Below are 14,112 nucleotides of genomic sequence, written 5' to 3'. Positions count from 1 at the left end.
ATTTAAATTATGTATAATTAATTTTAATATAAATTAAAACAAAGAAATACCGCAAGACTTTCATCTTGCGGTTATACTACATTATTATCTTATATTATTTAACTAGGGTATGTACAAATCGGATCCATTGAGGCAATACCGACACTGATAGCAACGCCACAATAAACATAATAATATATGTTTTTACGATACCTAATTCAACATAGCGGCGCATGAGCTGAGCCCCAATAAAGACAGCATAATATTGACTAAACATGGTTACAAGATAGGCCATATCCCCTACATATTTCGGCATAGATAGATAAAATAATATGAGCCCCACTATATGGATCAACACTAATACTACGGTACGCAGTGCATTCGTATAAGCTAAGGCATAGATATAGTTTCGCATCACGCCCCTATAGGTCCCAGTACCACCTAGCAATACTAGTAATCGCCATATAACAAAGGCACCTATGATAATTTGAAAAATTAAAAATGATGCATTTGCCAAAGCACTAACCAGATCAAAATGTGTGAGACCAGTCATGCGTTTTATTCCTAATGCGGGAGACACAGCTTTCACTATGAACGGCAAAGCATAGGTCATCACATATAATACAATTGTAGACATTATAAGATTTAGTATAGCTCGAGTATAGGTTCCATTTCTAATAATATTTTGAAAGGATCTGTCACTCAATTTTGTAAATAAATGTAATATGTCCTTATACCAAGTCATAATACTCCTCATATATTATCGAGTTAATGTATATAGCACTTCACATAATAGTGATGCTAAAATAGCGATTAACATAATGCTTAGTCCTTCATAAAAACTGCCATTAATACATGCTCCGGCTATACGCCCCATGGTCTGTAGTAGCAATACAGTACTAAGAATGCATAAAACAATCATGCAAAACCCAATAATGGCTTGCAATAAAATTGGTATGGACGTAAGGATCAACATAATCCCTGCCGTAAGAGTAATCATAGCTACTACTAGTTGAGCAAAGGCCATCATGTGTAAAACACCAGTTACTACGCCGCGAATGTAAAACTTACGCTTTTGCAACATAGCGTAACCTATCAAGATACCAGACATAAGCGCCGCTTTTAAAATCACCCACGTAAAACGACCTACATTCCAAAACTCACGAGGTTTACTTAGCTGCTCAAAAAAGACTTGTATTTCATGCTGCCCTACTGGAAGTGAAAACAATTGCCACTTTACCAAAAGTGATGAATTACGTATAAATGCGCGTATAGCGTCTAAATAGACGCTTTCACCAACGATGGTAAATTGATAACATATGAGGGACAATACCAGCATCCATACAAGCTGACCATAGGTAACATCATAGTGGTACATGCGCGGATGTTTTTCTTCAATGGGGTTTAATAAGCGATAAACGAACTCTAATAAACCTCCCATCATGCCTCTCACCACCTTTTACACAATAAGAATAAGCACCATTCTATATAGAATGATGCAGCACACAACACAACGATTACGAATTTATAACAATTATTTTATTTTTAATTCATACTCTGTTCATTATTATAGCACAAAAGCAAGGTATATTCATACCTTGCTTTCATATTTTTCATACTATGTAATTATCTAGATGTAGCAAGCATAACCATGCCCACCAATATGCCAATAAAGGCTACTGGAATTAAAGATGCCAAAAGCCCAATACCAAATGTTGCTAGACGTCCCTTTTCGATTTGACGTGCCATAAGTGTTAAGCTCAACCAGAAATACCAAATGTATAAGACAATTTGCAAAATAATATAGGTAAAATTAATAATATGCAAAATAATCTGAGGTGCGTAAATATCTAAGTTTAACCCTTGAATGATAAGAATCAAAATCACTTGAACAATCGATAAAACAAGGGATATGAACATAGAATATGCACTTTCATACCAACAAATTTTTAGTATAGACTCATAATTAGTATGAGCACCAAATTTATTAGCCACTGAACTAAAGAGCACTGAATAAATAGCTAATACAGCAAATGCACTTAATGCATAAAAGACTAGTGCAAAAAATCCTGCTCCAGCCATAACTCCCAACGCAGCTCCTAGCTGTAAAGGTGAAGCACCTAGGGAATAGGACATGCCCGCTTGTATAATCCAACTCACAAGCATACTAATAACAAGCATCCCCATGGCACAAGCAAACCCTCGTTGAGTTGTACCAAATTCAACGATTTCTGGAATGCCACGTTTAAATGGCGCTCTAATAAGTGCCCAAAGATCTAAATACCATTTTCGTTCCATATGTTCCCCTCCAAATACATCAAAAGCACATATATTTCTATCATTGTATCATAATACACTTTTAAATTAAATATAAATTTATTGTAAATTATGCAAACAAATATAGTAATAAAAAAGTTGATAGACACCTAATAGCATCTATCAACATTTCCATTACATATGTATTTAAAGAGACATAGACAACATAATGCCACCTATGCCAAAGACAAAGGATACGATATAAAATGCAATACCAGTTATCCAAGGACTCAATCCAAATTGCTTAGACATCAGTTGCGCCATGATAATGACATTAAATAGTTCTATGGTGCTTAATCCACCGGATCCGCCTTTAGTATGTAAATCCAAGAAAAGATAAATAGGCGCAGCAAAAAGTACGAAAATCAAATGAATCCAACTAGTAATACAACTATTTAAAAGCATGTCTGCCACAAGTTGCTTATATGTAACCTGCCCCTTAAAGACCTTAAAAATACCATATAAAATACCAGAAGATACAAGAACAAACGCTACAATTCCAAGCACATATCCTATAAGAGGAACTGCTTCAAGTTCTATAGGGCCTATAACCTCCCAAATAAATGTTTTAAAAAATGGACTCTTTGGGATAATTAGCGTTAATATATATAATCCCAAGTCAGTTATAATTGCTGATACTACAGCTAATAACAACATATTTTTAACAGTGATAAAACGCATCCATTTTTCTATATATGCGCCAAACATACCATTCATAATTCTATACCTTATAAGTCTTCACTTTTAAATAATTGATATCCTTCAAAATAATAACTATGGTCAAGGCCTTTCATAAATAGTTCTCGATTATTGATATCACTCGTAAGTGCCTTAGCTAGAACAGTTTTTATTTCTAGGTCATATACTGGACTTCGTTCCATAGCAGACAAATATTGCTCTTTATCCACCTGACTCCAATCGATGGTCTTTTGTAATTCTGTACACAACATATGATCAAGCCATAATCGCATACTACGACCATTACCGTCTCTAAAAGGATGAGCGACATTCATTTCAACATACTTTTCTACAATTTCATCAAAAGTAGATTGCGGCATATCTTCAATGGTTCTAACTGCTTCAGCAAGATACATGACAGGAACAAAGCGGAAATTGCCTTTAGCAATATTCACACTTCGTAATGCACCAGCAAAATCATATATATCTTGGAATAATATAGTATGGATTCTTTGCAAGGTAGTCCACGTACCACTAGGCATATCATTAAGTAAGTTTTCTTCAAACAATGTTGTTGCCGCTTTTTTACTAATTCGTTCTTCTTCTCTAGCCAATGTTGGGGAATCGGTAATCCCCAATCTATTAGTGATAACCATGTTGGACCTCCTTTTAATTTATTTTCATTATATATATTATACTATAGGCCCCAAAATTATAGATATTACAACTTTAAATCTTACGCACAATGCGTAGAACTAAAAAAAAGCAGCCCTATAAGGGCTGCTTTTTCGTTCATCTTATTGTAAAGATGCTGCAATTTTTGTAAGGTTTTCATCCATACGTTCTAGGTATGTTTTATTATCTTCGTTGCTTTCGATTGTGTAAATAGTTTCTACCTTAGCACCAACTTCGCTTGCCAAAGTTTTAGAAACTTCTGGGCTAGCCATTTCTTCTGCAAAGATAGTAGTAATATTGTTTTCTTTACAATATTTGATGAGTTCAGCCAATTGAGCCGCATTTGGTTCACCTTCGGCAAATACATCTTCTACACTATTTTGTTCTAACCCAAAGTCACGGCATAAGTACGCAAATGCTGCATGACCAGTAACGAAGTTTTTATGAGGAGCTTTAGCGAATTGATCTTCGTATTTTTTGATCATTGCATCTAATTTAGCAACATATTCATTATAGTTCTTTTCATAGTAATCTTTGTTTGCTGGGTCAGCTTTTACGAAAGCATCTTTAATATTTTTCACTTCGATTTTCACATTTTTCAAAGATAACCATGCATGAGGATCTTCTGCACCATGTTCTTTAATTTCTTCAGGATCAGTATTTTTGATAGCTTCTACGCCCTCTGTAGCTACAACAGTGATGAGTTTACTATTTTTAGCTGCATCAATCGCTTGTTGTGCCCAAGGTTCCATACCAAAACCGTTGTATACGAATACTTGAGCTGTTGCCAATTGTTTCATATTTTCAGGTTTCAACTCGAAATCATGTGGCTCTACGCCATCTGGAATAATAGTAGATACCTCTACCTTGTCACCACCAATAGCTTTTGCAAATTCAGCCATGGCATTAAAACTTGTTACCACTTGGATCTTCTTACCTGCTTGTTCCTTCGGTGCATCATTACCACAGCCTGCAAATAAAGCAGCCATCATAATGCCTATCATTAACAAAACCAGCTTCTTGACCATCGTAGTCCTCCTTTGTGAAATCCTGATCGCTATGCTTTCATAGAATAGTAACCATTCTTTAGTTGCAGTTGCGACTCAGTTGCATTTGTAATATAGTTATAGTATAAACTTACTCAAGATTTTGTCAATTAGAAAAGTGGTTTTTATATGTTATCCATAGAACATCTTTATTTTTCCTACCAAGGTCAGCCACCTTATGTGTTGAATGACCTTAACTTACATATTCATAGCGGTGATTATATATCCATTGTTGGGGATAATGGGTGTGGTAAAAGTACCTTGCTACGCCTCATTTTAGGATTTCTTACACCTGTAAAAGGCTCTATCAAACGAGATACCAATAATATTCGCTACGTGTCTCAGAAGAATGATTTCTCCCATGCCGGATTTCCTATTACGGTAAAAGAAATCCTCGATTCCTACCGTAAATTGCTTAAGATTAAAGACAAACATGAAGTTGATCGCGTATTAGAGCTTACCAATATGACGGAGTTCAAAGACCGTTTAATCAGTAAACTATCAGGTGGTCAAGCGCAACGCGTATCTATCGCGCGTGCCCTCATCGGCAGTCCCGACCTTATCATACTCGATGAGCCATCAACTGGTATCGACCGAAAAAGCCAAGAAGGCATCTACGCCCTTTTGCGCGAGTTAAACCAAGTACACCATATTACAATCATCTCCGTAGAGCATAACCTTGAAATGGCCCTAGCCAATTCAACCAATATCTACCACATTGCAAATGGCCAAGGTCACCTTTGCTCTCCTGAGCAATACGCTAGTGAAATCATGCACAGCACGGGGCGCAATCCTATGGATCACGAAAACTGTGCTTGCTTTACAGATGTAACACCTCAAGCTCAGGCTCAGGCTCAGGCTCAGGCCGATGATATTACAACTAAGGAGGTGCACCATGTTTAGTTATGATTTCATGCAAAATGCCTTCTTCGTAGCCATCTGCATTTCTCTATTATGTCCATGTATTGGTATTTTCATGGTACTTCGCCGGTCTAGTATGATTGGCGACACCATGAGCCACGCATCGCTAGCAGGTATTACATTAGGCTTATTAACAAATACTAATCCTATCTTAGGGGCTTTCATCTTTACTGCTATTTGCGGTGCCCTCATCGAGTTCTTGCGGAAATACTTTTCCCACCATCTCGATTTGATCCTAACCATCATCTTGTCACTTAGTATTGGTACTGCTATTACGCTAATTAGTTCTGGCAAGTTGAAAGCTAACGCTAATGTGTTCTTCTTCGGCAGTATCTTAACCGTAAATACAACAGATATGATTAGCATTGCAGCATTAACTATTCTATCTGTTTTAACCTTATATTTCTTATATAACTCACTCCTCTACATCGCCTATGATGAAGAGGCAGCTCGTGTAGCCGGTGTTAAGGTTGATTTTATCAATTACATCTTTGCTATCTTGATGGCTGCAGCCGTATCCATTTCTATTAAAATCGTCGGTGTTCTCGTATTAAGTGCTATGATTGCCTTACCTGTAGCATCGGCATTACAACTAGAAAAAGGATTTAGGACCACATTACTCTGTTCTATTGGATTTAGTTTGCTAGCCATGGTCATCGGCCTATTCGGATCCTACTATCTCAACGTAGCTCCAGGTGGTTTTGTATCTCTCACATCGGTGGCAATTCTACTCGTAGTATTAGTTATCAAAAATATCAGAACTATCCTACGCCGTATGCAATTTAGCAAGTAACCAAAGATAATCATCAATATATAGGTAGCTATTCTATTAGTAAAATAAGGTAGCTATTCTGTGCAAAATAAATTATTTACCTATACAAGTGTATCGCAAGTTTAGTATTAAAACAGAATCGAAAGAGCGTTATGAATACAACAAATTGGCCTGAAGGCATAAAAAAGACCAAACAGCGCGAAGCCATTTGGTCCGTATTAACAACTACAGATAAACCCATTACTGCTATGGAAATCGCAGAGCGATTAGGTGATGGTAGCACCACATGGATGTCAACTATCTACCGTACCCTTGAATTATTAGAAACAAAAGATATTGTTACCCGTACAACACTCATGGGCAGCGATATGGCATATTATGAGATAACCCCTCATACGCATCGTCACTATGCAGTATGTACTAAATGTGGCGCCATGATTCCGCTCCACACCTGTCCTGTTGTAGAAATACCACAGGAACTAACAGATGCAGGCTTCACGGTGACAGAACATCATCTAGAAATTGCGGGGATCTGTAAAAACTGCAAGAATAAAGGCTTGTAAAAATCTATAAGTAAATGCAAGAAAAAGGACGTAACTTTAAGAGATACGTCCTTTTGTAATTTTATTATCTTTTGTATTAGCCTTAATTAGCTTTCACCATTACAACATCAATGGAGCAACTACAAAGCCAAGTGCTACTGAAATCGCGATGGCAAGTACACCAGGGATGAAGAACGGATGGTTAAATACAAGCTTACCGATTCGTGTTGAGCCGGTATCGTCCATTTGTACAGCCCCCAAAAGTGTTGGGTATGTAGGCAATACGAAGAGTGCAGATACGGCTGCGAAGGAAGCGATAATAATGTATACGGATCCTGGGTTCTCTGGCGTAATGCCGAGAGCTAGAATTACAGCTGGTACCAATGCTTGTGTAGTCGCCGCTTGGCTATACAACAATGTACTAGCAAAGAAGAATGCTACAGCTAATAGGAATGGATATGCTGTTACCAAGCTAGATGCAAGAGCTTTAATTTCAGGGATATGACCTTTTACAAAAGTATCGCCCAACCATGCTACGCCTAATACGCAGACACATGCGGATAAACCGGATTTAAATGTGCTTGTATTAACAAGTTGTGCTGTATCAATTTTACAGAAGAATGTAATAGCCGCTGCAATTACCATCATGAAACCAACGATGGCATCATTTCGACCAAAAATAACAGGTTTAATAAGACCAATGTTCTTGGAGATGGCAGTTGCATAGAATACGATACAAATAATACCAATCAAGAAAATCAATACAGAAGTTTTTGCACCTGGTTTCAAGTGGAAATCAGCACTCTTTTCACGAGGTGGAGCCACATGACCTGCTGCCAAACGTTCTTGGTAAACTGGATCGGAAGACAAATCATTATTTGCAAAGGTAGACATGATAAATGCCGTAATCATAACCGCTACGAATGTTGTAGAAATACAGATGGCAAGCAATGTTGGATAGTTTACACCATATGGTTCAAGGAAACCACTCATAGCAACTACTGCTGCAGATACTGGGCTCGCTGTAATACCAATTTGGCTTGCTACAACGGCGATGGATAATGGTACAGATGGCTTAATGTTTTCACTTTTCGCCACCTCTACGATTACTGGAATCATAGAGAATGCTGTATGACCTGTACCTGCCAATAGCGTTAAGAAGTACGTAACTGTTGGTGCTAAGTAGTTGATATGCTTAGGATTTTTACGCAAAATACCTTCTGCAATACGCACCAAATAATCGAGACCGCCAGCGAGTTGTAAAGCACAAATAGCAGCGATAGCAGACATGATGATGAGAATTACATCCCAAGGAATCTGCCCTGGGAACATTCCCATGCCGAGGCTTAACAACACTACACCAAGGCCGCCAGCGTAACCGATGCCCATACCACCTAGACGAACGCCGAGGAAGATGGCACCAAATAAAATAATAACTTGCATAATTACATAAATGTCCATACGATGACCTCCTTTATACGTATATAGTATCATAGATATGCAAAAATATCATCGAATTTTCACAATGTATAGTCTATAGTTTAAAGACTTACCGAAACATTATACGCTAAACATATAAAAAGCTATATATGCCGCCGACTCTAGAACCGTAGAATCATGACATATATAGCTTTTACGTTTACCTTAAATCTTTATAAAATACTTAGACGTAAATTGTTATAGAATTATTGGGCGTAAATCTTCGAGGATTCCCTCTTCTTCTGTAGCGCGTTGGATACTTTCACCAACAATGCGAACCATATCCTCTAATTGCTCCACAGTGGACGCCAATGGCGGCATGAGGATCACCACATCACCGATTGGACGGCAGATGAGGCCTTGTTCACGAGCAAGGATAGCCACCTTAGCACCTACCGCATCATTTGGACGGTATGCTTCATGAGTAGCCACATCTTTTTCAAGTTCGATCCCTACGATGAGACCTCGTTGACGAACCTCTTTAACATGTTTCAAGTTTTCAATTGGCTTCAATGCATTGGTGAAAGCCTCAATTTTCTTAGGTAATCCTTCGATAACCTTTTCATCGCGGAATACTTTCAACGAAGCTAATGCAACGGCACAAGCCAAGGCATTACCTGTATAGGAGTGTCCATGGTAGAAGGTTTTCTTTTCTTCAAATGTGCCGAGGAAGGCATCGAATACACGTTGTGTAGTCAATGTGGCAGCGAGAGGCATATAACCGCCAGTAATGCCTTTAGACAAGGTCATAAAGTCTGGCGCCACACCTTCGTGTTCACAGGCAAAGAATTTACCAGTACGGCCAAAGCCTGTGGCTACTTCATCGACAATGAGGAATACATCATGTTTCGCCGTTAATTCACGAACCCGTTTCAAATAGCCATGAGGCATTACGAGCATGCCTGCCGCAGCTTGTACTAATGGTTCCATAACGAGAGCTGTGATTTCGTCACCCTCTTCATTGAGGATGCGCTCTAATTCAGCCAAAGACTCTTCAAAGGCCTTTTCTCGATCAGCTACGTCGCGATATACGCCAGGGCTTGGCAATGTCAAAGGTTTGAATAATAAATTATGGAATACTTGGTGGAATAATTGAATACCTCCTACAGATACGGTGCCTAATGTATCCCCATGATAGCCTGCATTTAGAGCAATGAACTTAGTTTTCTTTGTTTGCCCTACAAGTTGACGATATTGGTAAGCCATCTTAATGGCAACTTCAATAGCTGTACTACCATCATCGGATAAGAATACTTTATTTAAGCCTTCTGGCGCAAGCTCTACTAATTCTTTACACAACTGTGCAGATGGTGGACTTACAAGACCTAGCAATGTACTATGGGCAATCTTATCCACTTGTTCCTTCAATGCTTGGTTTAATACGGGATGGTTATGACCATGAATATTAACCCATAATGAGGACACGCCGTCATAATACTTTTTAGCGTTCTCATCGATGAGGTATACCCCCTCACCACGTTCGATTACCACTGGTTCTTGCGCTAACCAATCTTGCATTTGTGTAAATGGATGCCATACAAACTCATGGTCCCATTGTGCTGCTTGTGAAAGCTGTTTCTCTGCCATTTCGTCACCTCATACGTACAAATTCTACAAACTATAACTCTCAATACCTATAATACTCAATTACTATAACAATCTATTACCATAAATAATTAGTCTAAATTACAATATCTAACTACTATATACCTAATACTGTATTCCATACTCTCTTAGAATCCACAAAGGATCGAGCCCAACCAAGCTGAACCTTTTGAATCTCCGGACCTTGGTATGGTGGTACAACAGCCACTACAGGAATACCTGTATAGCGCTCCATATCCTCTACATTTGTTTTTAACAAGAACGGATCTACTGCTGTTGTATCATTTACGATGATGGCTTTCACCTCAATACCGTGCATCTTCGCGTATTCACAGGTCAAAATAGCGCGGTTAATGGAACCTAGACGGCCATCCGCTACGACGATAGCTGGTAATTTAATATCTTTCATCAAATCTGTGAAAGTTTTATCCCCATAGAGCGGTGTTGTAATACCACCAGCACCTTCTACAAAGGTTAAATCATAACGATTAACAACGTCTAATGTATGAGCCACTACACCATCATAATCGATTTCTATACCAGATAGTTCTGCTGCAAGACGAGGAGAAAAATCACCAGCAATAGCATATGGATTAACCTCATGTCGACGAGATTCAGGAATACCTGCTGATCGCATCAAATGTGTAGCATCCTTGCTTTCAAGACCAACATTATAATTATCCTCATCCATCGTTACACATTCAGGAAAAGGTACTGCACTGGAGGACACTGGTTTAACCATACCAACCGCAAAACCATCATCGACAGCCATAGCCCCTAACAGCCCGGTCACAAACGTCTTGCCTACATCCGTATCTGTACCAATTATAGAAATACCTAACTGCTTCATACATGTCTCCTCTCAGCGATACTTAACGCCGCATAGGTTAACTAATTTATGTGAGTAAGTTTACAATCTAATTACAATATACAGCCAAACGGAATATATAGTCAACCTATTATTACGCTTAAGGTTAACCATGATAGGACTATATGGGGCCCCAATACATCAGTGGGAGCCAAATTAAAAATCACAGAACCTAGCTCATCGCTCCATAGTAAACTAAGTCGCGCTTCGCTTAGGGACACTGCTTTTTATAACATTATCTCCGTACTAGTCCCATAGAGTCATATCCGCCCCTTTGAATACGCTAATAATAGGTTGGCTATTTGGGGAAAAGAAAAAGAGTGATGACTTTAGTCATCACTCTTTTTTACCTAAATGTAGTTATGTAGAGGGGCCCCATCGAGACCACCACTAAATCTCAATATAACGGAATTCGCCTGTATCAGGGTCCATCATGCCACCATAGAATCCCATTCCTTTTGGGAATAGTGGGTGGTTACGCAAGAAATTAACTGTATAGATTACATTGTCTTCGGAGATATGGAAACGATCCATCCAGTCAATAAGGCCTGGTTCGATCATGCGGATTGCATCTTCACTGATACCTTTTTCTTTCATGGATTCCATAAATGTTGTAGCGGAGAAATCAATCATGCCGCAGTTTTCATGGCCGATGACTAATACATCTTCAATCCCCATACCATAGGTAGCAACAAGCAAGCTTTGAACGATATTATCGATAGGTTGTGTTACGCTATTACCAGCTGTTTTAATGACGATAATTTCGCCACGATTAAAACCTAATGCCTCTTCAAGCATGCATACTAAACGCGTATCCATACATGTTACAATACCCATTTTCTTTGTAGGATGGCTTGTTAGTCCAGCCTTTGGTAATTCAGGATGGTTTTTCACATATTCTTTATTAGTTTCAATTATTTTTTTGATATCAATCATAAGGTACCTCATTTACATTTCTATCTATAAAATAGATTCTATTCATTATATACAATATATTCACTACAAAACAAGTGAAATTTATCACTCATAAATATTTATTATAACTTATAACTTTCACAAGAAACCCATAAAACTAATATTAATTCTATATTTATAATTAATATTCATTTATTATGCCTTCCGCTCTTATATATTTATAAAAATGAATATACTGTATATTTCTTACATTAATGGTAGATTATAATTCCCCCAATGTGGTACTATTAAAACTATAGAAGAGAAACGCCACATGATACCACATATGACGTGAACTGTATGTACAGTAAGGAGGTTTTTATTATGGGTATCAATCAAAAAACGTTGCCAGGCATTCTGCTCTGCGCGGTCCTCGCTATTCCTTGTTGGCTATTAGGCCTAGAGTTTCACCTTATCGGTAGTCCAATCTTTGCTATCATCTTAGGTATAATTATTGGCTCCGTATTCACATCTTGGAAGCGCGAAAAAACTGGTGCCGGCATTGGATTTACATCTAAAAAGATTTTACAATGGGCCGTTATTTTATTGGGCTTTGGCTTAAACATTACACAGATTTTACATGTAGGTTGGATTTCATTACCTGTCATTATTTCAACTATCGCTACATCCTTAATCGTGTCCTATGTTATCTATCGCCTTACTCATATCGACTCTAATACAGCTGTGCTTATCGGCGTAGGCTCCTCCATCTGTGGTGGTTCTGCCATCGCTGCGGCTGCACCAGTCATCAAAGCAGAGGATCAAGATATTGCACAAGCTATCTCCGTTGTATTCTTCTTCAATGTAGTAGCAGCATTTGTATTTCCTCCATTCGGTGATGCTATCGGTCTTTCCAACATGGGCTTCGGCCTATTCGCTGGTACAGCCGTAAACGATACATCCTCTGTAACAGCTACAGCAGCCGTATGGGATAGCATGAAAGGTACTGGTACACAAGTACTAGAATATGCGACAATCGTTAAATTAACACGTACCCTCGCTATCATTCCTATCTGTTTAGGTTTAGCAAGTTACCAAGTATATAAAGCAAAACAAAATGCTGCTCAAACTGATGGCGGCAGTGTTAGCATCGCTAAAATCTTCCCTAAATTTGTATTATACTTTGTAATTTGTTCTCTCATTACAACAGCTTTATCCTATGCGAATGTAGATATTCAATTCTTGAGCGTATTCAAAACTATTTCTAAGTACTTTATTACAATGGCAATGGTTGCTATCGGTCTTAATACGAATATTGTAAAATTGATAAAATCCGGTGGTTCCGCTCTTGCATTAGGTGCTTGTTGTTGGGTTGCTATTACAGCAGTCAGCCTAGCTGCACAACATATGATCGGTTTATGGTAAGAAATATACATACCAAATTTAATATGATATAATTGTATATAGTTAGAATAGTAATAACCCCTCCAGTAATGGAGGGGTTTCGTGCTACTATTCACCTTATTAGTACTTTATCATACTATAGTTAGGAGGGTTAACATGTACTTCTTACAAGGACTTCTTGTCGGTCTCGCAACATTTGCCCCTGTTGGCATGCAAAACCTCTTTATCATTAATACAGCATTGGTACAACCCATACGTCGTATCATATTAACCCTTATCATACTGGCACTATTTGATATGAGTCTCAGTACGGCGGCCTTTTTTGGCATCGGTGCGATCCTTGAAATGTGGCCTCTTACCAAGCTTATCGTGCTCCTCTTTGGGGGCTTACTGATTGTGTACATGGGCTTTAATATTTTCAGAACTGAACCAGATATACGCAATGTTAACACGCATATCCCTATTCGTAAGATTATCATATCTGCTATCGCTGTATCTTGGGGCAATCCTCAAGCAGTACTTGATGCAACTATGATGCTCGGTGCTTTTCAAGCTAATATCCCAGAAGAGAACATTTACCACTTCTTTGGCGGTTTTTTAGTTATGACACCAATTTGGTTTGGATCCTTAGCCGCTACCATGCATCTGTTAGCAAAAAAAATCAAAATCACCCATATGGCTTGGATCAACCGCTTCTGTGGCGCTGTCCTCGTCATTTATGGTATAAAATTGTTCATCGATGGGGTTACAATGTTTTTAGAATATATTTAATCAAAATATCTCCAATAGTATAATCCTTAAACAACAAAGCCGTTAGCATATGCTAACGGCTTTTATATTACAAATATCTGTTGTTATACAAATATCTTTTGTAATATTACGATGGAATTTATTTTACTATAATTCATCTTCGTATATTAAAACTCTGAGTAT

Annotated in this window: 15 protein-coding genes; 5 read left to right on the top strand and 10 right to left on the bottom strand. The window is 38.1% G+C overall.

Annotation, left to right across the window (positions count from 1 at the left end; translation table 11 throughout):
* Nucleotides 1-94 precede the first annotated feature (94 nt).
* The 6 genes from ACSV5T_RS05425 to ACSV5T_RS05400 all read right to left on the bottom strand — a co-directional run bounded on the left by ACSV5T_RS05425 (nt 95) and on the right by ACSV5T_RS05400 (nt 4,676).
* On the bottom strand, nt 95-616 hold the full coding sequence (locus tag ACSV5T_RS05425) for a hypothetical protein (RefSeq protein WP_438320471.1): 522 nt from the start codon (nt 614-616) through the stop codon (nt 95-97).
* 123 nt (nt 617-739) lie between these two features.
* A complete protein-coding gene (locus ACSV5T_RS05420; RefSeq protein WP_178884337.1) occupies nt 740-1,423 on the bottom strand; it encodes a hypothetical protein in 684 nt (227 codons plus the stop codon).
* A 182-nt stretch (nt 1,424-1,605) separates the two neighbouring features.
* Nucleotides 1,606-2,277: a hypothetical protein gene (locus ACSV5T_RS05415; RefSeq protein WP_119206994.1), complete on the bottom strand. Its 672-nt coding sequence runs from the start codon at nt 2,275-2,277 to the stop codon at nt 1,606-1,608.
* 165 nt (nt 2,278-2,442) lie between these two features.
* The gene (locus tag ACSV5T_RS05410) at nt 2,443-3,012 is read right to left on the bottom strand and encodes a hypothetical protein (RefSeq protein ID WP_438320470.1); all 570 of its coding nucleotides are present in this window, start codon (nt 3,010-3,012) and stop codon (nt 2,443-2,445) included.
* 11 nt (nt 3,013-3,023) lie between these two features.
* Nucleotides 3,024-3,629: a protein adenylyltransferase Fic gene (gene fic / locus ACSV5T_RS05405; RefSeq protein ID WP_119206995.1), complete on the bottom strand. Its 606-nt coding sequence runs from the start codon at nt 3,627-3,629 to the stop codon at nt 3,024-3,026.
* Between the two features lie 141 nt (nt 3,630-3,770).
* The gene (locus ACSV5T_RS05400) at nt 3,771-4,676 is read right to left on the bottom strand and encodes a metal ABC transporter substrate-binding protein (protein WP_119206996.1); all 906 of its coding nucleotides are present in this window, start codon (nt 4,674-4,676) and stop codon (nt 3,771-3,773) included.
* Nucleotides 4,677-4,823: 147 nt separating this feature from the next.
* Between ACSV5T_RS05400 and ACSV5T_RS05395 the strand changes: the two genes are divergently transcribed.
* From ACSV5T_RS05395 to ACSV5T_RS05385, 3 genes are all read left to right on the top strand, one after another.
* Entirely contained in the window at nt 4,824-5,597 is a 774-nt protein-coding gene (locus tag ACSV5T_RS05395) for a metal ABC transporter ATP-binding protein (RefSeq protein WP_438320469.1), read from the top strand.
* Nucleotides 5,590-6,408 (top strand): metal ABC transporter permease, encoded by an 819-nt coding sequence (locus tag ACSV5T_RS05390; RefSeq protein ID WP_287499449.1) that lies wholly within the window; start codon nt 5,590-5,592, stop codon nt 6,406-6,408. Before ACSV5T_RS05395 ends, ACSV5T_RS05390 begins: the two co-directional genes overlap by 8 nt.
* Nucleotides 6,409-6,539: 131 nt before the next feature.
* Nucleotides 6,540-6,950, top strand: coding sequence for a Fur family transcriptional regulator (locus ACSV5T_RS05385; RefSeq protein ID WP_119206998.1), 411 nt, complete (start codon nt 6,540-6,542; stop codon nt 6,948-6,950).
* 99 nt (nt 6,951-7,049) lie between these two features.
* Here the strand turns inward: ACSV5T_RS05385 and ACSV5T_RS05380 are convergent, their stop codons facing one another.
* The 4 genes from ACSV5T_RS05380 to ACSV5T_RS05365 form a co-directional block, all read right to left on the bottom strand.
* Nucleotides 7,050-8,390 carry an anaerobic C4-dicarboxylate transporter gene (locus tag ACSV5T_RS05380; RefSeq protein ID WP_105090090.1) on the bottom strand — a complete coding sequence of 447 codons (1,341 nt, stop codon included), beginning with the start codon at nt 8,388-8,390 and terminating at the stop codon, nt 7,050-7,052.
* A 216-nt stretch (nt 8,391-8,606) separates the two neighbouring features.
* Nucleotides 8,607-9,995 (bottom strand): adenosylmethionine--8-amino-7-oxononanoate transaminase, encoded by a 1,389-nt coding sequence (gene bioA / locus ACSV5T_RS05375; protein WP_438320468.1) that lies wholly within the window; start codon nt 9,993-9,995, stop codon nt 8,607-8,609.
* Between the two features lie 115 nt (nt 9,996-10,110).
* On the bottom strand, nt 10,111-10,863 hold the full coding sequence (gene bioD, locus ACSV5T_RS05370) for a dethiobiotin synthase (RefSeq protein ID WP_295824882.1): 753 nt from the start codon (nt 10,861-10,863) through the stop codon (nt 10,111-10,113).
* A 408-nt stretch (nt 10,864-11,271) separates the two neighbouring features.
* Nucleotides 11,272-11,817 carry a beta-class carbonic anhydrase gene (locus ACSV5T_RS05365; protein WP_039969536.1) on the bottom strand — a complete coding sequence of 182 codons (546 nt, stop codon included), beginning with the start codon at nt 11,815-11,817 and terminating at the stop codon, nt 11,272-11,274.
* 342 nt (nt 11,818-12,159) lie between these two features.
* Between ACSV5T_RS05365 and ACSV5T_RS05360 the strand changes: the two genes are divergently transcribed.
* Both ACSV5T_RS05360 and ACSV5T_RS05355 read left to right on the top strand, forming a co-directional pair.
* Nucleotides 12,160-13,200, top strand: coding sequence for a YeiH family protein (locus ACSV5T_RS05360; RefSeq protein WP_039969534.1), 1,041 nt, complete (start codon nt 12,160-12,162; stop codon nt 13,198-13,200).
* A gap of 135 nt (nt 13,201-13,335) precedes the next feature.
* Nucleotides 13,336-13,950, top strand: a complete 615-nt coding sequence (locus ACSV5T_RS05355) for a LysE/ArgO family amino acid transporter (RefSeq protein ID WP_295824879.1) — start codon at nt 13,336-13,338, stop codon at nt 13,948-13,950.
* Nucleotides 13,951-14,112 lie beyond the last annotated feature (162 nt).

Origin of the sequence: Veillonella sp. ZSJB6, assembly GCF_051549505.1 — a bacterium.
Classification (GTDB): domain Bacteria; phylum Bacillota; class Negativicutes; order Veillonellales; family Veillonellaceae; genus Veillonella.
This window is presented reverse-complemented; position numbering and strand designations above follow the sequence as displayed.

Excerpts from the sequence above, each read along its gene's own strand:
- ACSV5T_RS05425 (WP_438320471.1), bottom strand. The coding sequence starts at position 616 with ATGTCTACAATTGTATTATATGTGATGACCTATGCTTTGCCGTTCATA.
- ACSV5T_RS05420 (WP_178884337.1), bottom strand. The coding sequence starts at position 1,423 with ATGATGGGAGGTTTATTAGAGTTCGTTTATCGCTTATTAAACCCCATT.
- ACSV5T_RS05415 (WP_119206994.1), bottom strand. The coding sequence starts at position 2,277 with ATGGAACGAAAATGGTATTTAGATCTTTGGGCACTTATTAGAGCGCCA.
- ACSV5T_RS05410 (WP_438320470.1), bottom strand. The coding sequence starts at position 3,012 with ATGAATGGTATGTTTGGCGCATATATAGAAAAATGGATGCGTTTTATC.
- fic (WP_119206995.1), bottom strand. The coding sequence starts at position 3,629 with ATGGTTATCACTAATAGATTGGGGATTACCGATTCCCCAACATTGGCT.
- ACSV5T_RS05400 (WP_119206996.1), bottom strand. The coding sequence starts at position 4,676 with ATGGTCAAGAAGCTGGTTTTGTTAATGATAGGCATTATGATGGCTGCT.
- ACSV5T_RS05395 (WP_438320469.1), top strand. The coding sequence starts at position 4,824 with ATGTTATCCATAGAACATCTTTATTTTTCCTACCAAGGTCAGCCACCT.
- ACSV5T_RS05390 (WP_287499449.1), top strand. The coding sequence starts at position 5,590 with ATGTTTAGTTATGATTTCATGCAAAATGCCTTCTTCGTAGCCATCTGC.
- ACSV5T_RS05385 (WP_119206998.1), top strand. The coding sequence starts at position 6,540 with ATGAATACAACAAATTGGCCTGAAGGCATAAAAAAGACCAAACAGCGC.
- ACSV5T_RS05380 (WP_105090090.1), bottom strand. The coding sequence starts at position 8,390 with ATGGACATTTATGTAATTATGCAAGTTATTATTTTATTTGGTGCCATC.
- bioA (WP_438320468.1), bottom strand. The coding sequence starts at position 9,995 with ATGGCAGAGAAACAGCTTTCACAAGCAGCACAATGGGACCATGAGTTT.
- bioD (WP_295824882.1), bottom strand. The coding sequence starts at position 10,863 with ATGAAGCAGTTAGGTATTTCTATAATTGGTACAGATACGGATGTAGGC.
- ACSV5T_RS05365 (WP_039969536.1), bottom strand. The coding sequence starts at position 11,817 with ATGATTGATATCAAAAAAATAATTGAAACTAATAAAGAATATGTGAAA.
- ACSV5T_RS05360 (WP_039969534.1), top strand. The coding sequence starts at position 12,160 with ATGGGTATCAATCAAAAAACGTTGCCAGGCATTCTGCTCTGCGCGGTC.
- ACSV5T_RS05355 (WP_295824879.1), top strand. The coding sequence starts at position 13,336 with ATGTACTTCTTACAAGGACTTCTTGTCGGTCTCGCAACATTTGCCCCT.